A 24,903-nucleotide genomic window follows, 5' to 3' on the forward strand; every position below is an offset into this window, starting at 1 on the left:
AAGCGACGAAGCAATCCAGTTCTTGCTTTCTGGCCTTTCTGGATTGCTTCCGCCGTCGCCCTTCGGGCTATGGCGGACAAGTCGCTGCGCTCGCAATGACGTCTTTGGTTGAGTTGCGCCTACGCCCCGATCGCGATCTTCGGCTCGGCGTCGGCATTGGCCGCCATTTCCTTCAGGGCGCGGCGGTACTCCACCGGCATCACCTTGCGGAACTTCGGCACATAGCTGCTCCAGTTCGCCAGGATGTCTTCCGCGCGTTTCGACCCTGTCGCCTTGGCGTGGCGCGTGATCAAGACGTGCAGGCGCTCGACATCGGAGGCCAAGAGATTCTGGAATACATCGACCCGGCCATGTGCTTCGAGGTCGCCGGACTGATGATAGGCGTTCTCGGCGATCATCTCCTCCGACAGCACCGGCTCCAGCTCGACCATCGCCATGTTGCAGAGCCTGCTGAAGTCACCGGCTTCGTCGAGCACGTAGGCAACGCCGCCCGACATGCCGGCCGCGAAGTTGCGCCCGGTCTTGCCGAGCACGACCACGATGCCGCCGGTCATGTATTCGCAGCAATGGTCGCCGGCGCCTTCGACGACCGCGACCGCGCCGGAGTTGCGCACCGCGAAGCGCTCGCCGGCGATGCCGCGGAAGTAGCACTCGCCCGAGATCGCCCCGTACATCACGGTGTTGCCGACGATGATCGACTCCTCCGGCACGATGCCCGAGTTGCGCGGCGGCTTGACGATGATGCGGCCGCCGGACAGGCCCTTGCCGACATAGTCGTTGGCTTCGCCTTCCAGCTCGAAGGTGACACCATGCGCGAGCCAGGCGCCGAACGCCTGACCGGCGGTGCCCTTCAGGCTGACATGGACGGTGTCATGCGGCAGGCCGGCATGGCCGTAGATCTTGGCCACGGCGCCCGAGAGCATCGCACCGGCCGAGCGGTCGGTGTTGTTGATCTCGGCTTCGATTCTGACCGGCGCACCGCGGTCGAGCGCGGGCTGCGCTTGCGCGATCAGCTTGCGGTCGAGCACGGCCTCCAGATGATGGTTCTGGGCCTCCGCGTGATAGATCTTCTGGCCCGGCTGCTCCGTCTGCTTCACGAACAGCTTGGAGAAGTCGAGACCCTTGGCCTTCCAATGCGCCACCAGCCGGCTCTGGTCCAGCATCTGCACCTGGCCGATCATCTCGTTGAAGGTGCGATAGCCCAGGCTCGCCATGATCTCACGGACTTCTTCGGCGACGAAGAAGAAGTAGTTGATGACATGCTCCGGCTGGCCGGTGAAGCGCTTGCGCAGCACCGGGTCCTGCGTCGCAACGCCGACCGGGCAGGTGTTGAGGTGGCACTTGCGCATCATGATACAGCCGGCCGCGATGAGCGGCGCGGTGGCGAAGCCGAACTCGTCCGCGCCCAAGAGCGCGCCGATCACGACGTCACGCCCGGTCCGGAAGCCGCCGTCGACCTGGACAACGATGCGGCTGCGCAGCCGCTCGCGCACCAGGGTCTGGTGCGTTTCGGCAAGGCCGATCTCCCACGGGCTGCCCGCATGCTTGATCGAGGTGAGGGGAGACGCACCGGTGCCGCCCTCGAAGCCCGCGATGGTCACATGGTCAGCGCGCGCCTTGGCGACGCCGGCGGCGACCGTGCCGACGCCGACTTCGGACACCAGCTTCACCGAGACCTGGCCGCCAGGATTGACGTTCTTCAGGTCGTAGATCAGCTGGGCGAGGTCTTCGATCGAATAGATGTCGTGATGCGGTGGCGGCGAGATCAGGCCGACGCCTGGCGTCGAATGCCGCACCTTCGCGATGGTGGCATCGACCTTATGGCCGGGCAGCTGGCCGCCTTCGCCAGGCTTGGCGCCCTGCGCCATCTTGATCTGCATCATGTCGGAGTTGACGAGATATTCCGTCGTCACGCCGAACCGGCCCGAGGCGACCTGCTTGATCGCCGAACGCATGGAATCGCCATTGGGAAGCGGCTTGAAGCGATCGGCTTCCTCGCCGCCTTCGCCGGTGTTCGACTTGCCGCCGATCCGGTTCATGGCGATCGCGAGCGTCGTGTGCGCCTCGCGCGAGATCGAGCCGAAGCTCATCGCACCCGTGGCGAAGCGCTTGACGATCTCCTTGGCCGGCTCGACCTCGTCCAAGGGCACAGGCTTGCGCTTCTCGTCCTCGGCCGACTTGATCCGGAACAGGCCACGCAAGGTGACGAGCCGCTCGGACTGCTCGTTGAGGATCCTGGCGAAGGCCTGGTAGCGCTCCCTCGAATTGCCGCGCACCGCATGTTGGAGCGTCGAGACCGACTCCGCGGTCCAGGCATGGTCCTCGCCGCGGGTGCGGAAGGCGTATTCGCCACCGACATCGAGCGCGCTCTTGTAGACCAGCGCCTCGCCGAACGCGTCCGCGTGACGGCGTGCGGTCTCCTCGGCGATCTCGTTGAGGCCAACGCCTTCGATCCGCGTATGGGTGCCGGCGAAGAACTTCTGGACGAATTCGGCCTTCAGGCCGACCGCGTCGAAGATCTGCGCGCCGCAATAGGACTGATAGGTCGAGATGCCCATCTTGGACATCACCTTCAGCAGACCCTTGCCGATCGACTTGATGTAGCGCTTGACGATTTCATAGTCGTCGAGCGCCGACGGCAGCCGGTCCTTCAGCGCGATGATGGTCTCGAAGGCGAGATAGGGGTTGATTGCCTCGGCGCCGTAGCCGGCGAGGCAGGCGAAGTGATGCACCTCGCGCGGCTCGCCGCTCTCGACGACGAGGCCCACCGACGTGCGCAGGCCGGTGCGGATCAGGTGATGATGCACGGCGGCGCAGGCCAGCAACGACGGGATCGGGATCCGATCGGCCGAGACCATGCGGTCCGACAGGATGATGATGTTGACGCCTTCGCGCACCGCTGCTTCCGCACGGCCGCAGAGATCGTCCAGCATCTGCTCGAAGCCGGCCGAGCCCAGCGAGGCATCGAAGGTGGTGTCGAGCGTGCGTGAGACGAAATGGCTGTCGGAGACTTGCGAGATCGAGCGGATCTTCTCCAGGTCCGCATCGGTCAGGATCGGCTGGCGCACTTCGAGCCGCTTGGTCGAGGCGACGCCCTGCAGGTCGAACAGGTTCGGGCGGGGGCCGATGATCGAGACCAGGCTCATCACCAGCTCCTCGCGGATCGGATCGATCGGCGGGTTGGTCACCTGCGCGAAGTTCTGCTTGAAGTAGGTGAACAGCAGCTTCGGCTTGTCCGACAGCGCCGAGATCGGCGTGTCGTTGCCCATCGAGCCGGTGGCTTCCTCACCGGTCGAAGCCATCGGCGTCATCAGGATGTTGATGTCTTCCTGGGTGTAGCCGAACGCCTGCTGCCGATCGAGCAGCGACAGGTTGGTGCGCGCGCCCTTGGTCGGCGCGTCCGGCAGCGTCTCGACCTGCAGCTGGGTGCGGTCGAGCCACTGCTTGTAGGGATGGCTGGCGGCCAGCTGCGCCTTGATCTCGTCGTCCGGAATGAGACGGCCCTGTTCGAGATCGACCAGCAGCATCTTGCCCGGCTGCAGCCGCCATTTGGTGACGATCTGATCTTCCGGGATCTTGAGCACGCCCATCTCGGACGCCATCACGATGCGGTCGTCCTTGGTGACGAGATAGCGCGCCGGTCGCAGGCCGTTGCGGTCGAGCGTGGCGCCGATCTGGCGGCCGTCGGTGAAGGCGATCGCGGCCGGGCCGTCCCACGGCTCCATCAGGGCGGCGTGATATTCGTAGAAGGAGCGGCGCTCCTCGCTCATCAAGGGATTGCCGGCCCACGCCTCCGGGATCATCATCATGACCGCGTGCGGCAGCGAGTAGCCGCCCTGCACCAGGAATTCGAGCGCGTTGTCGAAGCAGGCGGTGTCGCTCTGGCCCTCATAGGAGATCGGCCAGAGACGGTTGATGTCCTTGCCATAGAGGTCGGACGCGACCGAGGCCTGGCGCGCCGCCATCCAGTTGACGTTGCCGCGCAGCGTGTTGATCTCGCCATTATGCGCGATCATGCGGTAGGGATGCGCCAGCGACCAGGTCGGGAAGGTGTTGGTCGAGAAGCGCTGATGCACCAGCGCCAGCGCGCTCTCGAAATCCGGCTCGTGCAAATCGGCGTAGTACTTGCCGAGCTGGTCGGCCAGGAACATGCCCTTGTAGATCACGGTCCGGCACGACATCGAGCAGGGGTAATAGCCGGCCATGCCGCGGTCGCGGCGCTGATAGATCGCCTGCGAGATCGACTTGCGCAGGATGTAGAGCCGGCGCTCGAACTCGTCTTCGGTCTTCGCCGCGCCATTGCGGCCGATGAAGACCTGCATATGCGTCGGCTCGGTCGGCTTCACGGTCTCGCCGAGCGAGGAATTGTCGGTCGGCACGACGCGCCAGCCGAGCAGCACCAGGCCCTCGGCCTTGATCTGGTCGGCGATGATGCTCTTGATCACGTTGCGCCAGGCGGTGTCGCGCGGCATGAACAGCGCGCCGATCGCATATTCGCCGGGATCAGGCAGTTGGAAGCCAATCTCGGCGGCCTTGCGCTTGAAGAAGGCGTGCGGGATCTGCACCAGGATGCCGGCGCCGTCGCCGAAGCGCGGGTCGGCACCGACCGCGCCGCGATGCTCGAGATTGCACAGGATGTTCAGCGCGTCGGAGACGATCTGGTGCGACTTCTGGCCCTTGATGTTGGCGATGAAGCCGACGCCGCAGGAATCCTTCTCCTGCGCCGGATCGTACAGACCTTCCGCCTCAGGGCGCCACGTGTGTAGTTCGCGGGCGATGCCGGCCGGTTTCGAACGGGAATCCCGAGCCGGCACACCGCCACCCATCCTGTCGTGCTCGAACATCGATCCGCTCATATCCATCCCCTTCGTTCCGGCAAGGGCCTTGGCCTTTAACCACCACCGTCCGGCGCACCCCGGGCGCAGCGCGGCCCTCATCCGGAGCCCACGCTCGTCCTCATCAGCGAGCCGCATTTTCAGAATTCAGGCGGGCGTCCCGGTGAAAACGTCCCCGACGGACGGCCAAGCCTGGCAACTTCCTTAGCGCCCGACCGTGGGCGCCGAAATTTCATTGCAAAGTCTGTACCGCCTTTGCAAGGAAATTTGAGACAGTCATCCTGTCCTAACTGCAACCATGCCAAACTTTTCTCTAGCATACAAGCGTGGCTGGTGTCCTGCCTGCGAATTGTCGTGTCATTTGTCACAGTCTTTTGCTGTGGCGGCCTCACGCTGAAACGAGGTGCCCTGATCCCGCCGCAGCGCCGACCAAGGACCGCCTGAATCGGAATCGAACGTCAGGCCGGAACGGTGGATGCGAAAATGCTCCACTTTTCGGGGCCTTATCAGGAGCTTTGGTCATGAAGCTAGTCATTGGGGCCGTCTCGGCGACCTTGCTTGTCGCGGCAACGGCAGGCGCGCAGGCTGAGCCGCTGGTTTCGTCGGGAGCGAGCGCATCGCCGCTCTATCGGACGGTCTCAGACATTGACGAACCCTATTATTCGGAAGCGCCGCCTCCGCCACCGGCCCCGGTACCGCCGCCCGCGCCGCGCTATGGCTACGGTCCGGGACCGGATTACGGCTACCGGCCGCCAGCTCCGGTATACGGCCCGGATGCCTATCGCCCCGAGCCTTATCGGCCGGACTATGGTTATGCCCCGGCATTTCTGCCGGTGCGTGCCGTCTACGCCATTGCGCGCGACAACGGCTTCTCGCCGCTGGGCGAGCCGCGGCAGCGCGGCTATACCTATGTGATCTCGGTGCTCGACCGCGACGGCGAGGATGGCCGGCTGCTGATTGATGCCCGCTCGGGCCGCATCATCCGTTTCGTGCCGGCGTTCCAGTGGGGCGAGCAGTATGAGCGGATGCGCTATGAGCCGGGCCGGGAACGGCCGGCCCCGATCATGCCGCGCGCCAGCCTCGATAGCCTGCCGCCGCCGACCGTGATCAAGGCCGATCCGCACCTCTTGCAGGCGGCGCCAGCCGCTCCCGTGGGGCCGCAGATGGCGAGCCGCGCGATGCCGGCGCCGAAGCCCGCCGTACCCGCGACGCGCCCGGCGGCGCCTGCGCCGCAGACGGCGGCGGTGCAGCCGAGGCCGGCCGCCGCTCCGCAGCAAGTACCGGCCGAGCAGAAGCCTGCACCGCAGATCCTGCCGACCGAGAAGATGCCGCCGGCGCAGGGGCTGGAATAGAGCGCTCTTGTAGCTGCATCTCGGACGCGAGCCGTTTCAACACAAAAACTGTCATCGCCCGCGCAGGCGGGCGATCCAGTAAACACCAGCAACTCGATTTTTCACGACCGCCTCGGCGTACTGGATGCCCCGCCTTCGCGGGGCATGACAGTCTTTGTTTCTCAAGCGGCGTGCTCGAAGCGAGCGGCCTGACTACTCATGCTGCCCCGCAGCCTTGAGGATCAAATCCGCGACCTCCTTCGGATGCGACACGAGCGAGAGGTGCCCGGCATCGAGCTCGATCGTGGTTGCCTTCATGCGCTTGGCGAGGAAGCGCTCGAAATCGGGATCGATGGTCTTGTCCTGCTTGGACACCGCATAGAATGACGGCTTGTCGTGCCAGGCGGCGGCGGTGGTGCGGTTGCCGAAGATCGAGGCCGCGGTCGGCCACTGCACCGCATAGAGCTCCTTCGCCGTCGTCTCATCGACGCCATTGGCAAAGTACTTCAGGAAGGCGTCCTCGGACAATTTGGTCTCGCCGTCATGGTCGACGATGCCGGCGCGCGCCGGCGGGTTCGGAAATTGGCCGGCCAGCTTGAGAAAGTCTTCGCCTGCATCCGGTGCGCGCGCCGCGATATAGACCAGCGCTGTGACCTTCGGATCGGTCCCGACCTCGCTGACCAGCGTGCCGGACCAGGAATGGCCGACCAGCACGGTCGGGCCGTCCTGCAATGCCAGTGCCCGCCGGGTCGCGGCCGCAGCGTCGGCGAGGGAGGTCAGCGGGTTCTGCACCGCTGTGACCTTCAGCCCGGCGGCCTGCAGATAAGGAATGACCTTGGCCCAGCTCGAACCGTCGGCCCAGGCGCCGTGCGCCAGCACGACATTGGTGGCCTTCGGCGGCGCAGCCTGCGCGACGGGGTTCGTGGCGATCAAAGTCGCACCCATTAAGGTGGCGGCGACGAGGGTGGTGCGTAGGATATGCATTGCAGGCTCCTTGCTTGTCCCGAGCGGGATCGCTCATGTTTCGACATGGAGCGGCACAGCGTTACGCCGCGTCACGATCGATTGATCGGTGTACGGCCATCGCAAAAGAAAAACGCCCCGGTTTCCCGGGGCGTTTCGGATACGAACGATACGATTTGTGTGAGCCTTAGGCGGCGGCCTTCTCGGCCGAGCCGTCGACCACCTGCGGCGCGCCTTGTGCGCTGGTCGAGATCGGAATGCTGCGGGGCTTCTTGGCTTCCGGAATCTCGCGCTCGAGGTCGACGTGGAGGAGGCCGTTCTCGAGGCTCGCATTCTTCACCGTCACATGGTCGGCGAGCTGGAAGGAGCGCTCGAAGGCGCGCGCGGCGATGCCGCGATAGAGCACCTCGCTCTTGGCCTTGCCGTTCTCATTGGCGACCTTCTCGCCCTTGATCGTCAGCGTGTTTTCCTTCGCGACGAGGGAGAGCTCATCCCTGGAGAAGCCGGATACCGCCACGGTGATCCGATAGGCATTCTCGCCGGTCCGCTCAATGTTGTACGGGGGATAGCCGGGGCTGCCGTCGGAGGTGGCCTGGTCGAGCAGGTTGAAGAGACGGTCGAAGCCGACGGTGGAACGATAAAACGGGGTGAGGTCGTAGGTACGCATGGTCAAAGTCCTCCATTGAGCGACTGTTGCAAGCAACCCGCCCGCCATCGGGCCGGGCTGTCGTGCAGCCGGATCCGGCCTGCACGGTGCTGATTTAGGTGCAGAAAGCCCTCGTTCAAGGTTTCGCCATGGGCTGTTTTTTCGCAGGTCCCGCCCTTGATTCCGCACCCCTTTCACCTATTCGATGGCGCCCCATGACGCTCGTCTCGATTCCCGCCAATCCCGTCCCCGAAAACGTCACGACCGGCACCATCAAGACCCCCGATGGCGCCGAGCTGCGCTTTGCGCGCTGGGCGCCGCCGTCGGGCCGCAAGGGCACCGTCTGCGTGTTCTCGGGCCGCAGCGAGATGATCGAGAAGTATTTCGAGACGGTGCGCGACCTGCGCGACCGCGGCTTTGCGGTGGCGATGATCGATTGGCGCGGCCAGGGCCATTCCTCGCGGCGGCTGCGCGATCCGCGCAAGGGCTATGTGCGCTCCTTCTCCGACTACGAGGTCGATGTCGAGGCCTTCGTGCAGCAGGTGGTGCTGCCGGACTGCCCGCCGCCTTATTTCGCGCTGGCGCATTCGATGGGCGGCACGGTGCTGCTGCGGCTCTCCTATGCGGGCAAGCGCTGGTTCGACCGCATCGTGCTGACGGCGCCGATGATCGACCTGCCGGGCAAGCGCACCGGGCTGCCCGCGCGGCTCTTGCTGCGCACCTTGCGCTTTGCGGGGCAGGGCGGCCGCTACGTGCCCGGCGGCAATGATGAGATCGCCGGGCTCGGCCCTTTCGTCGGCAATCCCGTCACATCGGATCCGGTGCGGTACGCGCGCAACGCCGCGATCCTGGAAGAGGACCCGACGCTCGGCATCGCCTCGCCGACGGTCGCCTGGGCCGATGCCGCCTTCAGCGCCATGGTCACGTTCCGCGGCATGAACTACCCCTCGCAGATCCGCCAGCCGATCCTGATGCTGGCAGCTTCCAGCGACACTGTGGTGTCGACGCCGGCGATCGAGGAGTTCGCCTATCACTTGCGCGCCGGCTCGCATCTCGTCATCGCCGGCGCCAAACATGAAATCCTGCAGGAGCAGGACCGCTATCGCAGCCAGTTCTGGGCCGCGTTCGATGCCTTCGTGCCGGGTACGCCGCTGTTTGGCTGAGGCTGGCGTGCGACGAGGCGCGTGTTGCTGGACACCCCGGCGCCGGCAGGTTAGAGCTGTTGCTCCGAGAGGTTGCGGCGGCGGATCGTGAGAGAGCGCAAGAACAGGTTGCATGCGGAGGCCCTGCAGCAAGCCTCGATCGCGCTCCGAACGCGGCAGTTCAGTCGTGCGGAGCAGCACGCAACCGAGGTCCTGAAATCCAATCGCACGGACCGGACCGCCCTGCTCATTCTGGCTCATGCGCTTCTCGGCCAGCACCGCGCGGACGAGGCGATTGCGCCGCTCGAGAAGGCCGCACGTCGAGCCAGCGATCCAGAGATCGAGACCCTGCTCGGTGCGGCGCTGTGCGACGCCCGGCGCGCGGCGGAGGGGATCGCGCAATTGCGCGAAACCGCGGCACGGCGCCCGCCCTATCTGCCGGTGTTTCAGGAGCTCGCAGGCCGGCTCGCCAAGGCCGGACAGCTCGGCGAGGCGATCTCTGTCATCGAGGATGGTCTCGCACTTTCCCCTGCAAGCGTCGACTTGAAAGTCGATCTGGCACGCCTGTGCCTTCAGGACCATGATCGCGCAAGAGCGCGTGCAAATCTCGAGGCTGCGCGGGTCGCGGCGCCGGGGCGCCCCGACATTCTGACCGAGCTCGCCATGGTTCAGTTTCTCGACGGAGATTACGCCGAGGCGGCCGGCACCTTACGAAACGCGCTTGGCCTGCGGCCTGACGATACCCAGTCACGCGCCCATCTGGCGATGTGTCTCCTCGAACTGGGGGAACGGGATGCCGCCGAGACCGCGCTACGGGTCATGCTGCGAGGACGGCCTCATTTGCTTGCCCGGGCAGCTTACGCGCTTGCCGGTTGCTCACATGGCCGCTTCTTCTTCCGTCCGAGCGCCGCTGCGAAATTTCTGGTGGGGAACGCCGCCGGAAGCGGATCATGACCTGAACTTTCTGCGGTACAATCCTTGCTCCCGCTTGAGTGCGGCGCGCAGCTCCTGAACCTCCCTGGTCTTCTCATCGGTGAACGAGGAAAAGCGCGCTTTCCAGTCCTGCCGTTTGACTGGAATGCACTGCGCAACAGGCGTCCCTCTGGGCAGGACGCCGCGGAACGCCGTGTTGTGCCAATGCGCCGGAAAATGGACGAACGTATCGTGGTATCGATCGCAATCGACCAGGCCGGTCAACGTGGTGAACGGCAGATCGAAGCGGTTGACCGGATGCGTGAACAACAACGCGTAGCCTTCCGGAGCTTCGATCGTCCACAAATTGTGAAACTTGACGACGAATCGGTCGGCTTCGAAGAGCGGCGAGCCCGTGAGTTGCGCTTGATCGTGGAAGCTGACGGGCGAGCGCGGAAAATCGATCGCTCCGCCCGGCGGCAGCTCGTTGTCCCACGTGATCTGACCGTCCTCAACTCTCAGATCGCAGATCAAGGGGATGAGAAAGCCGCAGGTCATCGCGTCAACGAAAGGCGGGCATCGCTTGACGGTCTGCTCATCGTTCTGATTGAGCGCGCTGAAGGCTGTGCTCGGCATCGCCTTGAGCCAATCGGGAATGCCCATCGCCGCAGGGACAGGCTGCGGTAGCAGCCCCTCAAGCTCCTTCGGACAACGGAATTCGATCGTGAGGTGATCGTTGTCGGACATCTGCGCCCCGGTGCTGCTGTTCTCACTCGCGCCTACGGAAGCCCGACGCGCGATGGATTGCAAGACCATCCAGGCGACCCGCGACAGTTACTGCCCGCGCGACTTCATCTCTTTGACCAGATCCGCCTCATGTACCGCGGTGAAATGGATTCCCGGCTTCGCGCGTTCCGCCGGCCCGGAATGACGTGGATAGGTCGCGCGTCGTTGCGGCCTGGTCGCTTCGCCCACCCAGCTCGCTTCTCTCTCCATCGGCCTTCCATCGAACGGCATTGCCGATTTGTTATCGATCGATTTGCGATTGCAATGAACACCGGAACGGCTCGATGCAGCTTCCCCGATTTGTTGTAGTTCCTATTCGGTTGCGATAGAGATGGGTACCTCTCGTGAGAAGAGGACAACACGATGGAGGAATTCCGGCACGTCCGGGAAAGGGAGAGCATGGCGCGCAACATTCTGATCCTGGGAGCTTCCTATGGCTCTCTGTTGGCGACGAAGCTTCTGATGGCGAGGCACAATGTCACGCTGGTGTGCCGCAAGAACACGGCCGAGCTGATCAACCGTGACGGCACCGAGGTGCGCATCAAGCTGCGCGACGAGGCGGAGCACCGCGCGATCTTCTCTCGCGATCTGCCCGGCAGGCTCGATGCAAAGCCGCCGCAGGACGTCGATCTTTCGCGTTACGACCTGGTCGGCCTCGCCATGCAGGAGCCGCAATACACCAACCACACGATCCGGGCCTTGATGGTTAGGATCGCTCTGGCGAAGCTGCCGTGCCTGTCGATCATGAACATGCCGCCGCTGCCCTATCTGAAGCGGATACCCGCGCTGGCTGACATGGAGCTGGAGGAGGCCTACACCAATGCCCAGGTGTGGGAGCGGTTCGAGCCGGGGCTGGTGTCGCTGTGCTCGCCGGACCCGCAGGCCTTCCGTCCACCGGAGGAGGCGCCGAACGTGCTTCACGTCGGACTGCCGACCAACTTCAAGGCCGCGGCGTTCACTGAGGAGCGGCACACCGCGCTGCTGCGCGAGCTCGAGGCTGATATCGATGCAGTGACGCTGGCCGGCCAGGACGTGCCGGTCAAGCTCAAGGTGTTCTCGTCGTTGTTCGTGCCGCTTGCCAAATGGTCAATGCTGCTGACCGGCAATTACCGCTGCATCACCCCGCAGGAGCCGCAGTCGATCCGCGATGCCGTGCACGGCGACCTCAATCTGTCGCGGTCGATCTACGAGCATGTCGATGCGGTGGCTCGACGCCTTGGCGCCGACCCCATGGATCAGGTGCCGTTCGAGAAATACGCCAAGGCGGCGGAGAGCTTGCTCAAGCCATCATCGGCGGCGCGCGCAGTTGCCGCCGGCGCGCCGTTCATCGAGCGGGTCGACCTCCTGGTGAAGCTGATCTCGCATCAGCTCGGCATGCCCAATGCCGAGGTCGACCGAACAGTCGATACGGTCGATCAGAAGCTGAACGAAAAGATCGTGGTGGGCGGCTCCGGCGCGTCGTGACGCCAAGCTGTGATGCGCATGGCGCTGATGCCCATGCGGGTCCGCCGTCTGTGTAGTCGGCGTCCCGCATAGAGCGTTTTCAAGCGAAGTGGACACCGGTTCGCGTCAAGAAAACGCGTCACGACAAAAAGCTAGAGCCGCGTTCCGATTCAATCGGACCGGAAAAGGCTCTGGTGTATTGCTGCGTCGCGTCGAGGTCGTTCGCTTGTCGGCATTTCGCGCGGGCGTATACTTGCCCGATGGCTGTCAGCTCCCCCGATCTGAAAGCGTTCCTGCTCGCCACGCCGTTCTTTGGCGGCCTCCCGGACGCAAGCCTCGATCTCCTGGTCTCGATGCTGGTCGAGCGCCGCTTCGAAGCCGGCGCTACCATCGTGGCAGAAGGCGAGCCGGGCCACGCGATGTTCATCGTGCATTCCGGCGAGCTTGCGGTCAGCAAGCGCGGAGCCTCCGGGGACATCATTCCCATCGCCGATCTTGCGGCCGGCGATTTCTTCGGCGAGATGACCTTGATCGAGATGCAGAACCGATCGGCCAGCGTTGTCGCCGCGACCCCGACCGTGCTGTACGAGCTCACGGCAAGAGCGCTCTACACCTGCTACAAAAGCGACATCCACGCCTATGTCCTGGTGATCCAGAACATCAACCGCGAGCTGTGCCGCCGGCTCCGCCGCGCCGACGCCCGCATTGCCGAGCTGTTGAAGCTGCACATCGGCGAATGAGCAGGAAGCGTAGCCCGGGTGACCTGTCCGCCATAGCCCGAAGGGCGACGGCGGAAGCGACACCCGGGACTCCCGCATGTCGCGTTCGCTCATGCGGGTTACGGCCCTCACCGGCTGCCACGATTCTTCCGAGCTACTTGCCGCCCTTCACGGGGTGCCGTCTCCGGCATCAGCAAGCGTAGCCCGGGTGAGCGCAGCGACACCCGGGATTCCCGCATGTCGCGTTCGCTCATGCGGGCTACGGCCCTCACCAGCCGCCTCGATTCTTCCGAGCTACTTGCCGCCTTTCACCGGCGCGGTCTCCGGCATCAGTGCCATCGCGAGCAGTCCGACAGCGGCGGCGAGCAGAAGGTACCACGCGGGCGCCAGCGGATTGCCGGAGATATGCAGCAGCCAGGTGACGACGAGCTGGGCGGTGCCGCCGAAGCTCGCGATCGCGACGGCGTAGATGGTTGCGAACACGCCGCCGCGGATCGCTTGCGGCAGCGCCTCGGTGAAGGTCGCGTAGAAGGCGGTGAAGGGCAGGGACCCGATCAGCGACAACGCGCCGAAGCCGAACAGCAGCGACCAGCCGCCGGGCGCGCCGACGATCCACAGGAAGGTCGGATAGGTGAACAGCAGCACGACGATTTGCGGCGCGATCATGATCGGCTTGCGGCCGTAGCGATCGGCCAGCCAGCCGCCAAGCAGGGCGCCGATGATCTGCAGCCCGTTGCTGACCAGCGAGGTGGCGAAGGCGACAGACGGCGCGATGTGCAGCGTATCTTGCGCATAGGTCGTCATGTATTGCGTGACGTAGGTTGAGATGGTGCCGCTCGCCAGGATCATCAGCGCCAGCGCGATCACGCGACCATGCCGGCGCGCCAGCTTCAAATGGCCCGACTCCTCAGACCGCCTGGCACCGCTCTCGCCTTGCGGGATTGTCTCCGGCAGCGTCCGGCGCATCCAGAGCCCGAACGGTAAGGCGATCGCGCCGATCAGGAATGCGATCCGCCAGCCATAGGATTCGAGCTCCGCAGGCGTCATGGTCTGGGTCAGGATGAAGCCGACCAGTGCGCCCGCGGTGGCGGCGATTTCCTGACTGGTCGGCTGCAGCGAGATCACCAGCGCCCGCCGTTCGGGCGGGGCGATCTCGAGCAGATAGGCGGTGGTCGGGCCGACCTCGCCGCCAAGTGCAAATCCCTGCAGCATGCGGGCGATGATCACGATGATTGGGGCGGCAAGGCCGATCGTGTTGTAGGACGGCGTGATCGAGATCACGATGATCGCGCTCCCCATCAGCGCGAAGCTGAGCAGCATCGCCGGCCGGCGGCCGATCCGATCCGAATAGATGCCGAGCACGATGCCGCCGATCGGGCGGGTGATGAATCCGGCGCCGAAGGTGGCGAGCGAAAGCATCAGGCTGCCATATTCGCTCTGCGCCGGGAAGAAGGTGTGCCCGATCTGGATCGCGAAGAAGCTGTAGGTGATGAAATCGTAGAACTCCAGCATGTTGCCGATCGTGGCGGCGAACGCCGCCCGCTTCACGCCAACGGGACTTGATGCTGCTGCGGTGGACAAATCTCGTGACAAGTCTGGATTCCTGCAGAAGGTGACGACGTCGATTATCGGGCAATCCCGTGCTCTGACAACGCCGAAAGGCGCATAAGGTGCATATGCGCCGGGCTTCTCTGCATGATGGATGTCCCAGAATCGAAGCTGCGAAGTGGGCTTATTTACCCTCCAGGTCGAGACCTTCGTGGTAGTCTGCCGGTTCGACGTCGTCGAGGCTCCTGGGGAGTACACGTGGCGACTCGTTCCATCAAGCAACGCAATTTCATCCGTCGTTTCAGCGGTGCGGCTCGCTGCGCGTGCAGCGGTCTCGCCTGATCTGCAACAGATTTGAGGAGGGAAATATGCCTGCTTCTCCTGCCTCTCAGAAAAGCCATTCGGTGTCAGCCATCATCATCGGCGCTGCGCTTGCCGTCGGTGTGCCGTTGTCTGCAGCCGCCAACGTCATCACGGATTGGGACGACAAGGCTGTCGCGGTCATTGCCCCAATGGCGAGCCTCGGCAAAACCCCGCCTGAGATGGAGCGGCTGATGGCGATCGTCCATGCCGCAATGTTCGATGCGGTGAACTCGATCGAGCCACGATATCGTCCGTATCTGACGCAGTTGCCCGCCGACTCCGCCACCTCGAAGGAGGCGGCTGCCGCGGCCGCAGCCGCCGCGGTGCTGGCGACGATTGATGGAAAAACGGCTGGCGACATGCAGACCGCGCTGGCGGCCTATCTGGGATCGATCCCCGAGGGGGCCGCGAAATCGGATGGCATCAAGCTCGGCGAAGCAATAGCAGCAAAGGTCATCGAGGCGCGGGCGCAGGATGGTTGCGATGCGCCGGATGCCTACCGGCCGCGAACCTCGCCTGGTGTCTACGTGCCGACGGCGATGACCGTCAGCTCGATGTGGCCGGATCTGACGCCGTTCGCCATCGCCAAGCCATCCCAATTCCGGCCGAAGCCGCCGGTCGCCCTCGACAGCGAGGATTGGGCAAGAGACTACAACGAGATCAAGGATTATGGTCGGCGGTCCAGCGCGAAGCGGACCGAACAACAGACCGAGACGGCGCGCTTCTGGCTCACGGTGGGACCGGCCGCCTATCATCCGTTCACGCGGCAGCTCGTGATCGCCAAGCAGATGGACGTCGTCGATAGCGCCCGGTTCATGGCGCTCGTGTCGTTTGCGATCAACGACGCGCTTGTCGCAGTCATGGATGCGAAATACCACTACAACTTCTGGCGCCCGATCACCGCCATTCGCAACGGGGATATCGACGGCAACCCTGCCACCGAAGTTGAAGCGACCTGGCAGCCGATTGCCGTCACGCCGATGCATCCCGAATATCCGTGCGCGCACTGCATCTCGAGCGGAGCAGTCGCAGGCGTCATCAAGACCGCGCTCGGGAGCGAGCTGATTCCGGAAATCGAGATGAAAAGCCCGACAGCTCCGGGCGTGACGCATCGGTTCACCGATATGACGGCCTACATGGAGGAGGTTGCCAATGCCCGGATATGGGCCGGCTTCCACTACCGCTTCTCGACCCGGGTGGGCACGGACATGGGCCTTCAGATCGGCGAGTATGTTGCGAAGAATGTCATGCAGCCGGTCCAAACGTCGGGACGTTAGGCTCTGGCTTGCAGCATGACGGCGATAAGCGGGCCGCAAGTGATTTGCCCGACGGGCAGGCTTCGGAAAAACCTGTCCAGCCCTTCTGGAAAAAAGCATCAGCTTGCCTCGTCGGGCAAATCAGCTGCATGAATTGTCGCGTCCCGCCTCCTCTTAAGGAGGGCGTATCGCGATCGTCACGAACGTGGAGGTGGGATGCGATGGCCGCGATCGGCGCGCAGCATGTTCATTCATGCGGACGAACGCGCTGAACGCGGACGGCGAAATCGTGTGGTCCTGGCCTCCCGGTGCTGAGGCCCAGCGCAATGCGCGGAACGCGCATTGTCGCGACACGGGGGCAAGAGAGCCGGTCCCCGAGGAGAGCACGTATAAGCCGTAACCCATTCGCGCAGGGAAGGCCGGGATGTCTTGGCCGAGCCTGTGGTAACTGCCGCCTGCATTCTTTTCTGCAGGCGGGCCATGGGAGCGGCGAGCTCCCGGCCTTCCCTGCGCCCTCCGTATTTATCGAGGGCGATCGATGATGCACAGCTCGGGCGGATACGTCGCGAGAACGCGGTCGCTCGTTTGTTGTTTTAACATGTGAAGCGAAAAGTGAGGCATGCGTCATTGCGAGGAGCGAAGCGACGAAGCAATCCAGCAGGCACCGATCTCACAACGTCTTCAAATACTCGATCAGGTCGTAGCGCTCGTCCACGGTGAAGCCGCGCCCGATCACGCCCTTCGGATAGTTGTAGTTGTCGATATGCGGGCCTTCGAAGGAATGACCCATCACGCTGTTGCCGCTGATCGGCTTGCCGTTCTCGTCCGTCGTCGCGAACCGCGTCTCGCCGGTGCCGCAGGAATGCTCGCCGCCGGGCGGAACGCGGAAGCCGACATCCCGCGGATCGTAGTCGCGCGGGCCCTGGCAGAACGAGGTCGGCCGATCCGCCGCCGGGGTCAGCATCCAGAACAGCGAGGGCACCGAGCCGTTGTGCAGATAGGGCGCGGTGGCCCAGACGCCGTTCAGCGGCCGTGCGCGATAGATCGGGTCCTTCGCCGGGTTGGGACAGTTCGGCCGATCCTCCAGCAGCGCCTTGCGGTCGGCATCGGAGAGATGGTGATCGTCCATCCATTTCTCGCTCGCCTTCTGCACGACGTCCATCAGCGCCGTTGCATATGGCATCTCGGTGGTGGAGGTCGGCGCGACGCCGCGGCATCCTTTCAGGTCCTTCGCCGGATCGAGGCCGAGAAAACCCGGCATTTTCACCGTACGATAGCGAAGGATGTTGGACTGTCCGGGATCGGTGCCCATGTCGTCGACCGGCTTCTCGACCAGGTTGAGCACGGGCCCGTTGCTGTTCCAGTGACCGTTGCCGGGTTTCCAGAAGCTCTTGTCCGGGTAGGTGTCGTCGAACACGGGATCGTTGACCGGACCGAGATGGCATTCGACGCAGATCTCGGCATAGAGCTTGCGGCCTCGCGCGACGCGGGCCGGATCGATCGTCCAGGCCGGGTCGCCGGCAAACAGCTTGCCCGGCCATTTCGGCGAGGTGAGTCCGCTGAAGGTCGGCTTGGAAGACGCGAACGGATTGGGCCCGCGCAGCATCTTCTCGATGCGGTCGAGGTTTTCGATCGCGACCGACGACCGGTAAAGGTCTTCGCGCACCGTGTCGGGCGACAGGTTGATCGCGGCCGAGACGCCGAGCGCTTCGCCGGCGTTACGGACCAATGGCTGCGAGATCGAGGCGTCATATTGCGCCCAGGAGAACCACGGTACCGTCCAGATCGGGGGGAAGCTTACTGGCGCGCTGACGGCCTCCTGGTTATCGGCGAAATCGGACAGGCCGCTCCTTGCCATGTCGAGATAGAACACCTCGTTGCCGATGCGGTTCAGCGCATCGAGCCGGCCGAACCCTTCATAGGTGGCGACCTGACCTTTGGCTTTGATCGCGTCCTGATATCGCGTTTCCTTGGTGTTCAAAGCGAAGTCGAGCGCGGCATCGAGGCCCTTCTTCAGCCTCTCGCGCGCGCCATCACCGGCATCCGGACCGAGCACGCGGTCGGCGAAGCGCGAGAAGCGCGTAGGGATCTTCGTCGTGTAGAACAACGACAGGCCGACGACCTGTTCGAGCTTGCGCAGATCCACCATGGCCGGGCCGCCGTCGAAGCGGATGCTGGTGCCTTTATAGCTGATGCTGCCGGTGTGGCAGGCCGCGCAGGTCAGTCCGATCTTGTCGGGCTCGCTCGCGCCCGTCACCGGATTGCCAGCGCCGCTCAGGCGGGCGAAGCCGACCGGCAGGCCGTCGGGATTGTCGGCCGGAGTCGGCTTGAGTCCGGCAATGACGGTCGCTGGTGCGGCTTCGATCTGGGCGTCGGACGTGGAGGTGTACCCGGCGGCCTGCAACTGCATCGCATCGGTGCTGACCGACTTGGTGCTCGGAATGAAGCCGAACCGTTCGAGATAAGCGCTCTCCGAGAGCAGTCCGGGTCTCGTGATGCTGAAATAAGGCTGCTCCAGCGCCATGAACCATGTGTAGGGAACGGGGAACGTCGCCGTACCCTGCGAGACATGGTGGAACCAGTGCCTGTCTTCGGTTCTCCAGTTCTGCTCCAGCCAATAGGCGCTCTCGGTCACTTTGCGCGGCGGGAGCGGCGGCGGAATGAGTTGCGCGAGCTTCTCCGGCATCAGCGGGGCGGCCATGGGGCCGAGCCGATCGGGGAATTGGCCGATCGCGAGCACGGCCGCCAGCGCGAGCACGCCGAGCGCAAGCACGCCCAGAGCAAGTCGGCCGAACCACACCACCACGGTGCTGGGCATCGGCTTTGTCATCAGCCGCGACACGATGCGCCTGGGAAATTCGCGCGCCTTGAACAGCGTGCGGACCTCGGCGACGCTGAGGTAACGGGTCTTGCCCGAGCCCCTGCCCATCACGCGCAGCAGCACCGGCCATTCGCCCTTCATCAGCAGAGGGAAGTACCAGAGCGCTTTCGCCCCATCGCGCTGCAGATTGGCCCGCATGAATGCCTTGATCTGCGTCGCATTGAGCCCCAGTTCGAAGCCGCCATCGGGGCTTGGCCAGTCGCTCGCGAACTTCGCCAGCCGGTCGAGCTGAACGTCATGGACCTGCGCATTGGCATCAAGGATGCGCGAGCCGCCGCCATGCTTGTCGAGCGGGCCGTTGCGCAGATGGTCGGGCTCCACGCCGTGACGCAGGGTGCGCCACAGCCGCAACGGGTCGAGACCGTTGGCGATCAGGGCCACGCCGAAGGTCTTGATGCCGACCAGGCGTTTCCGCAGTCCGCGCTCGCCGCTCGCAGCCTCGATGGTCCGGCTCATCGCCGACAGCGGCACGGTGCCGCCCTCGATGAAGCCGTTGGCCACCAGTGCGCGCAGGAACGGGCACGGATTGTCTTTGGAAACGGCCACCTGGTCCGGCAGCGCATCACCGGCGCGGCCGTCGTCTTCTTGCATGGCCATGAATTGCATCCCCCGGGAGTACGGATGGATGTAACGAATAGTGCAAAACCGGTCACCGTCCCCGTGATCCAGCCCACACGAATGCAGATATCACGCCTTTTTTTGGGGATGTTGACCAGCCGGATGCGGTGTCAACGGCACCTTGCAGAGTCAGGATTCGCCGGCGCGCCGTATCGACGGATCGATCCAGACCACATTGCCCTGAGAGGCCGGCAGGCCGGCTTTCAGCAGACCTTCGCGATAGCGGGCGATATCCTCTGGCCGTTTCCAGCGAATATTGCTCAAGAGCCGCTGGACCGTGAGCCAGGGATAGCGATCGCGCAGCAGCTCGGCCGCCTGCTTTGCCTCCTCCGGCCGGCCGAGTTGGGCCAGGGCTGCGGCGCGGATTGCCATGCACTGCATGTGATTGGGGTTTTCGTAGTAACACTCGCGCGCCCACGACATCGCGGCATCATACTGGCCGAGCAGGTAGTGGCTGAACGCCGTCAGCACGCCCCATTGATAGCGCGGGTCGCTGTTGCCGCGCTGGGCGGCGGTCGAGAACAGCTCGATCGCATGGTCGTGCTCGCCGATCGTGAAATGGCAGACGCCGAGCACGCCGCGGGCGCCCATGTCGTAAGGGTTCAGCGCGACCGCCTTGCGCGCGGCCTCCATCGCCGGCTCGTGCTGGCCCTCCATCGCGTTGACATAGGCGAGCAGCGAATAGGCGAAGGAGGAGCGGGGGGCGAGCTGGACGCTGGTCTCGGCGAGATGCATCGCCTCGTCCCACAATGCGCGGCTGTTCTTGATCCAGCCGAAATGTACGCCCTGCAGCAGGATGGTGCCGAGATAGGTATGAGCGATGGCAAGCGCGGGGTCGAGCGCGATCGCCTCCCGGAACAGCGCGATCGAGCGCTCGTAATCCGTTTTGGTGGGTCGATAGTAATGCGACAATCCACGCAGGAAACGGTCCCAGGCAGTGATGTCTGTTATCAGGGAGCGGGCCGGGACTGCAGCTTCGGCGCGGTAGATCTCCGGAATCAGCGCGGCGCAGAGATTGGCGGTGATATCGTCCTGAACAGCGAACACGTCGTCGATATCGCGATCATAGCGGTCGGCCCAGAGCTGCTCGCCATTTTCCGGCGCCACGAGCTCGGCGGTCACCCGGATCTTCTGGCCGGCGCGGCGCACCGTGCCCTGGATCAGATAGGTGGCGTCGATCTCGCGGGCGATCAGGCGCGCGCTCAGCCCGGCGTGCTTGAACACGAAGGTGGCGTTGCGACTCAGCACGCGGAAGAAGGATTGCAGCGACAGCGCGTGGATCAGGTCCTCGGCAAGACCGTCGGCGAAATATTCGTCGCCTTCATCGCTGAGGTTGGTGAACGGCAGCACGCCAACGATCGCGGTCCGATATTGCGGCGGCAGGCTGGCCCCGCTGCGCGGCTCGCGCTCCTGCTCGGCGCCGCCTGGCGCCCAGGTCCAGACGTTGATCGTCTCCTCGATGTTCTTGAAGCGAAAGCAGCCGGCGTTGGTGAACGTCACCGACAGATGCTTGCTGGCCTCGTGATAGGCCTTGGCAGACACCGATACGCCGCCGGGCACTGCTGCCGCCTCGAGCCGGACCGCGATGTTGACGCCTTCGCCGAATACCTCGTCCTCGTCGACGATGACGTCACCCATATGGACACCAAGGCGGAACTGCATGATCCGCTCGGCTGGCAGGTGAGCATTTCGCTCAACCATCAGCGTCTGCATCGCAACCGCGGCCTCGATGGCGCCGACGACACTCGGGAATTCCAGCAGGAACCCATCGCCGGTGTTCTTCACGAACCGGCCGCCATGGTTGAGAATAATCGGGTGGATGGCGCTGCGATGAGCCTTGAATGCGGCATGCGTGCCGGCTTCATCCGCGCCCATCATGCGCGAGTAGCCGGCCACGTCAGCGCAGACAATGGCAGCGAGGCGTCTTTCCATTGCTCCTGTGCTCCCACAGGGGCGATACCACGGCAATGGCCGCCAAATCCAATGCTTTTGCGCGAGCGGCTCTGGATCCGCCGGCCTCGGCCGCCCGTCACCGTTGCAGATCATGCCGTGTGGCGGGTAAGACAAGGCCAGACGACACAATGCCGCGGCATCAGCGGCGGGATGAGGCGGATTGCCCATGCTCGGAATTCACGATTTCTGGCTGTTCTTCGTCTCCGCGCTGCTGCTCAACATAACGCCGGGCCCGGACACCGCCTATGTGGTGGCGCGCAGCCTGCAGACGGGATGGCGCGGCGGCGTGGCGGCCACCTTCGGCATCAGCACCGGATGCCTGGTTCATGTGTTCGGCGGGGCGCTTGGGCTCTCAGCGCTGCTGGCGGCCTCGGCGATGGCGTTCACCGTGGTGAAGTGGCTGGGCGCGGCCTACCTCGTCTATATCGGCATTACGATGTTGCTCTCGCGGCCATCGGCCGCGAAAGAGGACAGCCGGGCCGAGCGGGCGCCGGCATCGTTCGGCGCGGTATTCTGGCAGGGCGCGCTCACCGACGTGCTCAATCCCAAGGTGGCGCTGTTCTTCCTGGCTTTCCTGCCGCAATTCGTCATGGCCGATTCCCCGCACAAGGCGCTAGCCTTCATCGCGCTCGGCGTCACCTTTGTTTTCAACGGGGTGATCTGGCTGCTCGGCGTCTCGATCGTCACCGCGCGCACCGCCGGGCGGATCAGGCAGGCGCAACGCGCGGTGCAATGGGTCAACCGCGCGATCGGCGGCTGCTTCGTCTATTTCGGCGTCCGCATCGCGATGCTTCAGGCGCGGTAGAGTTCGCAGGCCGCGGTGCCCGCGAGATAGAGGCCGAGCAGGATCATCGCGATCAGGAAGACGCGGCGGAACGTCTCTGCCGGCATTTTCGAGCGCGCGACCTGGCCGATATACATGCCGATGAAGGCGCAGGCCATCGCGATGGCGCCGGGCAGGGCGGTCGCGCTGCTGATCAGGCCCGAGCTCGTGAGGTTGAAGGCGAGCGTGACGGTCGCGACCGTGAAGAACACGCCGAGCGCCTGGATCAGCTCGTCCTTCTCCAGCCCGATCGCCTGCATGTAGGGCACCGAGGGCACCACCTGGATGCCCGTCGCGGCCGAGATCAGTCCGGTGACGAGGCCGACGATGCCGCCGATCCATTTCTCGTTTTGCGGCGCCACGCTGAAGGCGAATTTAGACAGGCCGATCACGGCATAAATCACGAGCAGCAGCCCGAGCGCGATGTTGCCGAAGCCGGTCGATGGGTGGCTCAGCGCAGCCGCATTGAGGCAGATGCCGATGACGGTGCCGAGCATCAGCGGCCACAGCCGCCGCGCGATGTCATGCAGATATGGCCCGACGAAGGTCTGCCAGATGTTGGTGATGACGGCCGGCACGATCACGATCGCAAGCGCACGGCCCGGCGGCATCGCAACCGCGAGCAAGCCGACCGAGACGGTCGGCAGCCCGAGGCCGAGTGCGCCTTTGACGAAGCCGGCCAGCAGCAGCGCGGCAGCAATGAAGATGAGCATCGGGTCGGTCATGTCAGGACATTGACTGATCGGGCTTTGGCGCACAATCTGGAGGTTACGGAGACAGCCTTCGCTGAAGGCGAAGCCTCAAGAGGACGCGATGCGGTTCGATCTGGTTGATCTCAGGCTGTTCATTGCGATCGCCGACGCCCGCAGCATCACCGGCGGCGCCGATCGCGCGCATCTGGCGCTGGCCTCAGCCAGCGCGCGGATCAAGGGGCTGGAGGAGGCGTTTGCGGTGGCGCTGTTCAAGCGCGGGCGCCGCGGCGTCGAGCTCACTGCGGCCGGCGAGAGCCTGCTCGATCATGCGCGGCTGATCATGCATAATGTCGAGGCGATGCAGGGCGAGCTGGCGCGCTTCGCCTCGGGCCTGCGCGCCAACGTGCAATTGCTCGCCAACACGGTCGGCCTTGCCGAGCATCTGCCGAAGGCGCTCGCCGCCTTCCTGCGCGACAATCCCGACATCAATGTCGATGTCGAGGAGCGCGAGAGCACCGACATTGCCGCGGCAATCGCCGCAGGCTCTGCCGATCTCGGCTTTGCCGCGGAACATGCGCTGCCCGACACGATCGAACGCTTCGTGTTCGGCGCCGACCGTCTGATGCTGGTTGCCTCACGACGCGGGCCGTTCGCAGGCCGCCGGCAGATCGATTTCGTCGAGGCCGCGGGCCACGATTTCATCGGCCTGACCCAGGCCACCGCGCTGCAGGTCCACATTTCGAAGCATGCGGCGCGGCTCGGCATGCGGCTGCACGTCCGTGCCCGCTTGCGCGACTTCGATACCATCTGCCAGATGGTGGCGGCAGGCGTCGGCATCGCGGTGGTGCCGGAGGCCGCAGCGCGGCGCTGTGCCCGCACCATGCCGATCGCAGTGCTGACGCTGCGCGACGCGTTTGCAAACCGCAAGCTCGTGATCTGCGCGCGCAGCTTCAAGGCGCTGCCGCGGCCAGCGAAACTGCTGGTCGATCATTTACGCAAGGCAGCGGTGTGAGACTACTTCGCGGTCTCGATGCCGGCGTCCTTGATGACACCGGCCCATCGCTTGATCTCGGCCTCGATGAAGCTGCGGAAATGCTCCGGGCTGTCGCCGGCGAGCGCAGCACCCTGGTCCGCCAGCTTCGCCTTCACGGTCGGATCGGCCATCGCTTCGCGAGCGACGCGGTTCAACGTGGCGATGATCGCATCCGGCGTGCCCTTCGGCGCAACCATGCCGTACCAGTTCTCGATGCGAAGTGCGGGATAGCCGGCCTCGGCCAAGGTCGGCACATCGGGCGCGGTCGGCGCGCGCAGCTCCGAGCCGATAGCGATCGGCCGCAGCGAACCGGCCTTGATCTGCGGCAGCAGCACCGGCAGGTCGAGAAAGGCCATCTGCACCTGCTGCCCGATCAGATCGTTCACCGCCGGCGCCGCGCCGCGATAGGGCACGTGGACGATGTCGATCCCGGCCGTCAGGTGAAGCAGCTCGCCGGCGAGATGCGGCAGGCTGCCGGGACCCGAGGAGGCGAAATTGAGGCGGCCGGGCTTGGACTTCGCCAGCGCGATCAGCCCGGCCATATCCTTCACGGGCACGTCGGGTGCCACCACCAGCATCTCCGGCACCGTCGCGACCAATGTCACCGGCGCGAGATCCTGCAGCGTGTCATAGGCGACCCTCTCCATCGACGGACTGATCGCGAGTGCGCCTGCGCTGGAGATCGCGATGGTGTAGCCATCTGGCGCAGCCTTGGCGACCGCATCGGTGCCCAGCACACCGCCCTGGCCGCCGCGATTATCGATCACCACCGTCTGCTTGAACAGCTCGGACATGCGCTGTCCGACCACGCGCGCGATGATGTCGTTAGGCCCACCGGCCGGAAATGGCACGATCAGCCGGATCGGCTTGATTGGAAAATCGTCGGCGGGACTGACGACGGGCGAGATCAGGAGCGCCAGGCTCAGCAGCAACGTGCCTCTTCGACGCATCCTTGCTCC

Annotated in this window: 17 protein-coding genes; 8 read left to right on the forward strand and 9 right to left on the reverse strand. The window is 64.7% G+C overall.

The window, feature by feature from the left end:
- Positions 1-119 precede the first annotated feature (119 nt).
- Positions 120-4,856, reverse strand: a complete 4,737-nt coding sequence (gltB, locus tag P6U24_RS08630) for a glutamate synthase large subunit (RefSeq protein ID WP_407160397.1) — start codon at positions 4,854-4,856, stop codon at positions 120-122.
- A gap of 500 nt (positions 4,857-5,356) precedes the next feature.
- On the opposite strand from gltB, the gene P6U24_RS08635 reads away from it, so the two are divergent.
- The gene (locus P6U24_RS08635) at positions 5,357-6,187 is read left to right on the forward strand and encodes a hypothetical protein (protein ID WP_407158715.1); all 831 of its coding nucleotides are present in this window, start codon (positions 5,357-5,359) and stop codon (positions 6,185-6,187) included.
- Between the two features lie 192 nt (positions 6,188-6,379).
- On the opposite strand, the gene P6U24_RS08640 is transcribed toward P6U24_RS08635, so the two are convergent.
- Together P6U24_RS08640 and P6U24_RS08645 are read right to left on the reverse strand one after the other, a co-directional pair.
- Complete coding sequence (locus P6U24_RS08640; protein WP_407158716.1) at positions 6,380-7,150, reverse strand: alpha/beta hydrolase; 771 nt, start codon at positions 7,148-7,150, stop codon at positions 6,380-6,382.
- A 166-nt stretch (positions 7,151-7,316) separates the two neighbouring features.
- The gene (locus P6U24_RS08645) at positions 7,317-7,796 is read right to left on the reverse strand and encodes an Hsp20 family protein (protein ID WP_407158717.1); all 480 of its coding nucleotides are present in this window, start codon (positions 7,794-7,796) and stop codon (positions 7,317-7,319) included.
- Positions 7,797-7,990: 194 nt separating this feature from the next.
- Between P6U24_RS08645 and P6U24_RS08650 the strand changes: the two genes are divergently transcribed.
- Complete coding sequence (locus tag P6U24_RS08650; RefSeq protein WP_407158718.1) at positions 7,991-8,938, forward strand: alpha/beta fold hydrolase; 948 nt, start codon at positions 7,991-7,993, stop codon at positions 8,936-8,938.
- Positions 8,939-9,025: 87 nt separating this feature from the next.
- The gene (locus P6U24_RS08655) at positions 9,026-9,871 is read left to right on the forward strand and encodes a tetratricopeptide repeat protein (RefSeq protein WP_407158719.1); all 846 of its coding nucleotides are present in this window, start codon (positions 9,026-9,028) and stop codon (positions 9,869-9,871) included.
- On the opposite strand, the gene P6U24_RS08660 is transcribed toward P6U24_RS08655, so the two are convergent.
- The gene (locus tag P6U24_RS08660; protein WP_407158720.1) at positions 9,866-10,576 is read right to left on the reverse strand and encodes a hypothetical protein; all 711 of its coding nucleotides are present in this window, start codon (positions 10,574-10,576) and stop codon (positions 9,866-9,868) included. The two genes, P6U24_RS08655 and P6U24_RS08660, sit on opposite strands and share 6 nt — an antisense overlap.
- A gap of 438 nt (positions 10,577-11,014) precedes the next feature.
- Here P6U24_RS08660 and P6U24_RS08665 point away from each other — a divergent pair, with 438 nt between their 5' ends.
- Together P6U24_RS08665 and P6U24_RS08670 are read left to right on the forward strand one after the other, a co-directional pair.
- Entirely contained in the window at positions 11,015-12,079 is a 1,065-nt protein-coding gene (locus P6U24_RS08665) for a ketopantoate reductase family protein (protein WP_407158721.1), read from the forward strand.
- A gap of 239 nt (positions 12,080-12,318) precedes the next feature.
- The gene (locus P6U24_RS08670; RefSeq protein ID WP_407158722.1) at positions 12,319-12,798 is read left to right on the forward strand and encodes a Crp/Fnr family transcriptional regulator; all 480 of its coding nucleotides are present in this window, start codon (positions 12,319-12,321) and stop codon (positions 12,796-12,798) included.
- Positions 12,799-13,071: 273 nt separating this feature from the next.
- Here the strand turns inward: P6U24_RS08670 and P6U24_RS08675 are convergent, their stop codons facing one another.
- Entirely contained in the window at positions 13,072-14,289 is a 1,218-nt protein-coding gene (locus tag P6U24_RS08675; protein WP_407160398.1) for an MFS transporter, read from the reverse strand.
- A 404-nt stretch (positions 14,290-14,693) separates the two neighbouring features.
- Between P6U24_RS08675 and P6U24_RS08680 the strand changes: the two genes are divergently transcribed.
- The gene (locus tag P6U24_RS08680; protein WP_407158723.1) at positions 14,694-15,965 is read left to right on the forward strand and encodes a vanadium-dependent haloperoxidase; all 1,272 of its coding nucleotides are present in this window, start codon (positions 14,694-14,696) and stop codon (positions 15,963-15,965) included.
- Between the two features lie 649 nt (positions 15,966-16,614).
- Here P6U24_RS08680 and P6U24_RS08685 read toward each other — a convergent pair.
- Positions 16,615-19,416: a di-heme-cytochrome C peroxidase gene (locus P6U24_RS08685; protein WP_407160399.1), complete on the reverse strand. Its 2,802-nt coding sequence runs from the start codon at positions 19,414-19,416 to the stop codon at positions 16,615-16,617.
- Positions 19,417-19,572: 156 nt separating this feature from the next.
- The gene (locus P6U24_RS08690; RefSeq protein WP_407158724.1) at positions 19,573-21,375 is read right to left on the reverse strand and encodes an adenylate/guanylate cyclase domain-containing protein; all 1,803 of its coding nucleotides are present in this window, start codon (positions 21,373-21,375) and stop codon (positions 19,573-19,575) included.
- A 187-nt stretch (positions 21,376-21,562) separates the two neighbouring features.
- Here P6U24_RS08690 and P6U24_RS08695 point away from each other — a divergent pair, with 187 nt between their 5' ends.
- The gene (locus tag P6U24_RS08695) at positions 21,563-22,201 is read left to right on the forward strand and encodes a LysE family translocator (protein ID WP_407158725.1); all 639 of its coding nucleotides are present in this window, start codon (positions 21,563-21,565) and stop codon (positions 22,199-22,201) included.
- Here P6U24_RS08695 and P6U24_RS08700 read toward each other — a convergent pair.
- The gene (locus tag P6U24_RS08700; RefSeq protein WP_407158726.1) at positions 22,189-22,944 is read right to left on the reverse strand and encodes a sulfite exporter TauE/SafE family protein; all 756 of its coding nucleotides are present in this window, start codon (positions 22,942-22,944) and stop codon (positions 22,189-22,191) included. The two genes, P6U24_RS08695 and P6U24_RS08700, sit on opposite strands and share 13 nt — an antisense overlap.
- 88 nt (positions 22,945-23,032) lie before the next feature.
- Between P6U24_RS08700 and P6U24_RS08705 the strand changes: the two genes are divergently transcribed.
- Positions 23,033-23,923 carry a LysR substrate-binding domain-containing protein gene (locus P6U24_RS08705; protein ID WP_407158727.1) on the forward strand — a complete coding sequence of 297 codons (891 nt, stop codon included), beginning with the start codon at positions 23,033-23,035 and terminating at the stop codon, positions 23,921-23,923.
- A gap of 2 nt (positions 23,924-23,925) precedes the next feature.
- Here P6U24_RS08705 and P6U24_RS08710 read toward each other — a convergent pair whose 3' ends face one another.
- A complete protein-coding gene (locus tag P6U24_RS08710; protein WP_407158728.1) occupies positions 23,926-24,894 on the reverse strand; it encodes a Bug family tripartite tricarboxylate transporter substrate binding protein in 969 nt (322 codons plus the stop codon).
- Between the last annotated feature and the right edge of the window lie 9 nt (positions 24,895-24,903).

This window comes from Bradyrhizobium sp. STM 3557 (genome assembly GCF_045571465.1).
Classification (GTDB): Bacteria; Pseudomonadota; Alphaproteobacteria; order Rhizobiales; family Xanthobacteraceae; genus Bradyrhizobium.

Excerpts from the sequence above, each read along its gene's own strand:
- gltB (WP_407160397.1), bottom strand. The coding sequence starts at position 4,856 with ATGAGCGGATCGATGTTCGAGCACGACAGGATGGGTGGCGGTGTGCCG.
- P6U24_RS08635 (WP_407158715.1), top strand. The coding sequence starts at position 5,357 with ATGAAGCTAGTCATTGGGGCCGTCTCGGCGACCTTGCTTGTCGCGGCA.
- P6U24_RS08640 (WP_407158716.1), bottom strand. The coding sequence starts at position 7,150 with ATGCATATCCTACGCACCACCCTCGTCGCCGCCACCTTAATGGGTGCG.
- P6U24_RS08645 (WP_407158717.1), bottom strand. The coding sequence starts at position 7,796 with ATGCGTACCTACGACCTCACCCCGTTTTATCGTTCCACCGTCGGCTTC.
- P6U24_RS08650 (WP_407158718.1), top strand. The coding sequence starts at position 7,991 with ATGACGCTCGTCTCGATTCCCGCCAATCCCGTCCCCGAAAACGTCACG.
- P6U24_RS08660 (WP_407158720.1), bottom strand. The coding sequence starts at position 10,576 with ATGTCCGACAACGATCACCTCACGATCGAATTCCGTTGTCCGAAGGAG.
- P6U24_RS08665 (WP_407158721.1), top strand. The coding sequence starts at position 11,015 with ATGGCGCGCAACATTCTGATCCTGGGAGCTTCCTATGGCTCTCTGTTG.
- P6U24_RS08670 (WP_407158722.1), top strand. The coding sequence starts at position 12,319 with ATGGCTGTCAGCTCCCCCGATCTGAAAGCGTTCCTGCTCGCCACGCCG.
- P6U24_RS08675 (WP_407160398.1), bottom strand. The coding sequence starts at position 14,289 with ATGCTGGAGTTCTACGATTTCATCACCTACAGCTTCTTCGCGATCCAG.
- P6U24_RS08680 (WP_407158723.1), top strand. The coding sequence starts at position 14,694 with ATGCCTGCTTCTCCTGCCTCTCAGAAAAGCCATTCGGTGTCAGCCATC.
- P6U24_RS08685 (WP_407160399.1), bottom strand. The coding sequence starts at position 19,416 with ATGCAAGAAGACGACGGCCGCGCCGGTGATGCGCTGCCGGACCAGGTG.
- P6U24_RS08690 (WP_407158724.1), bottom strand. The coding sequence starts at position 21,375 with ATGGAAAGACGCCTCGCTGCCATTGTCTGCGCTGACGTGGCCGGCTAC.
- P6U24_RS08695 (WP_407158725.1), top strand. The coding sequence starts at position 21,563 with ATGCTCGGAATTCACGATTTCTGGCTGTTCTTCGTCTCCGCGCTGCTG.
- P6U24_RS08700 (WP_407158726.1), bottom strand. The coding sequence starts at position 22,944 with ATGACCGACCCGATGCTCATCTTCATTGCTGCCGCGCTGCTGCTGGCC.
- P6U24_RS08705 (WP_407158727.1), top strand. The coding sequence starts at position 23,033 with ATGCGGTTCGATCTGGTTGATCTCAGGCTGTTCATTGCGATCGCCGAC.
- P6U24_RS08710 (WP_407158728.1), bottom strand. The coding sequence starts at position 24,894 with ATGCGTCGAAGAGGCACGTTGCTGCTGAGCCTGGCGCTCCTGATCTCG.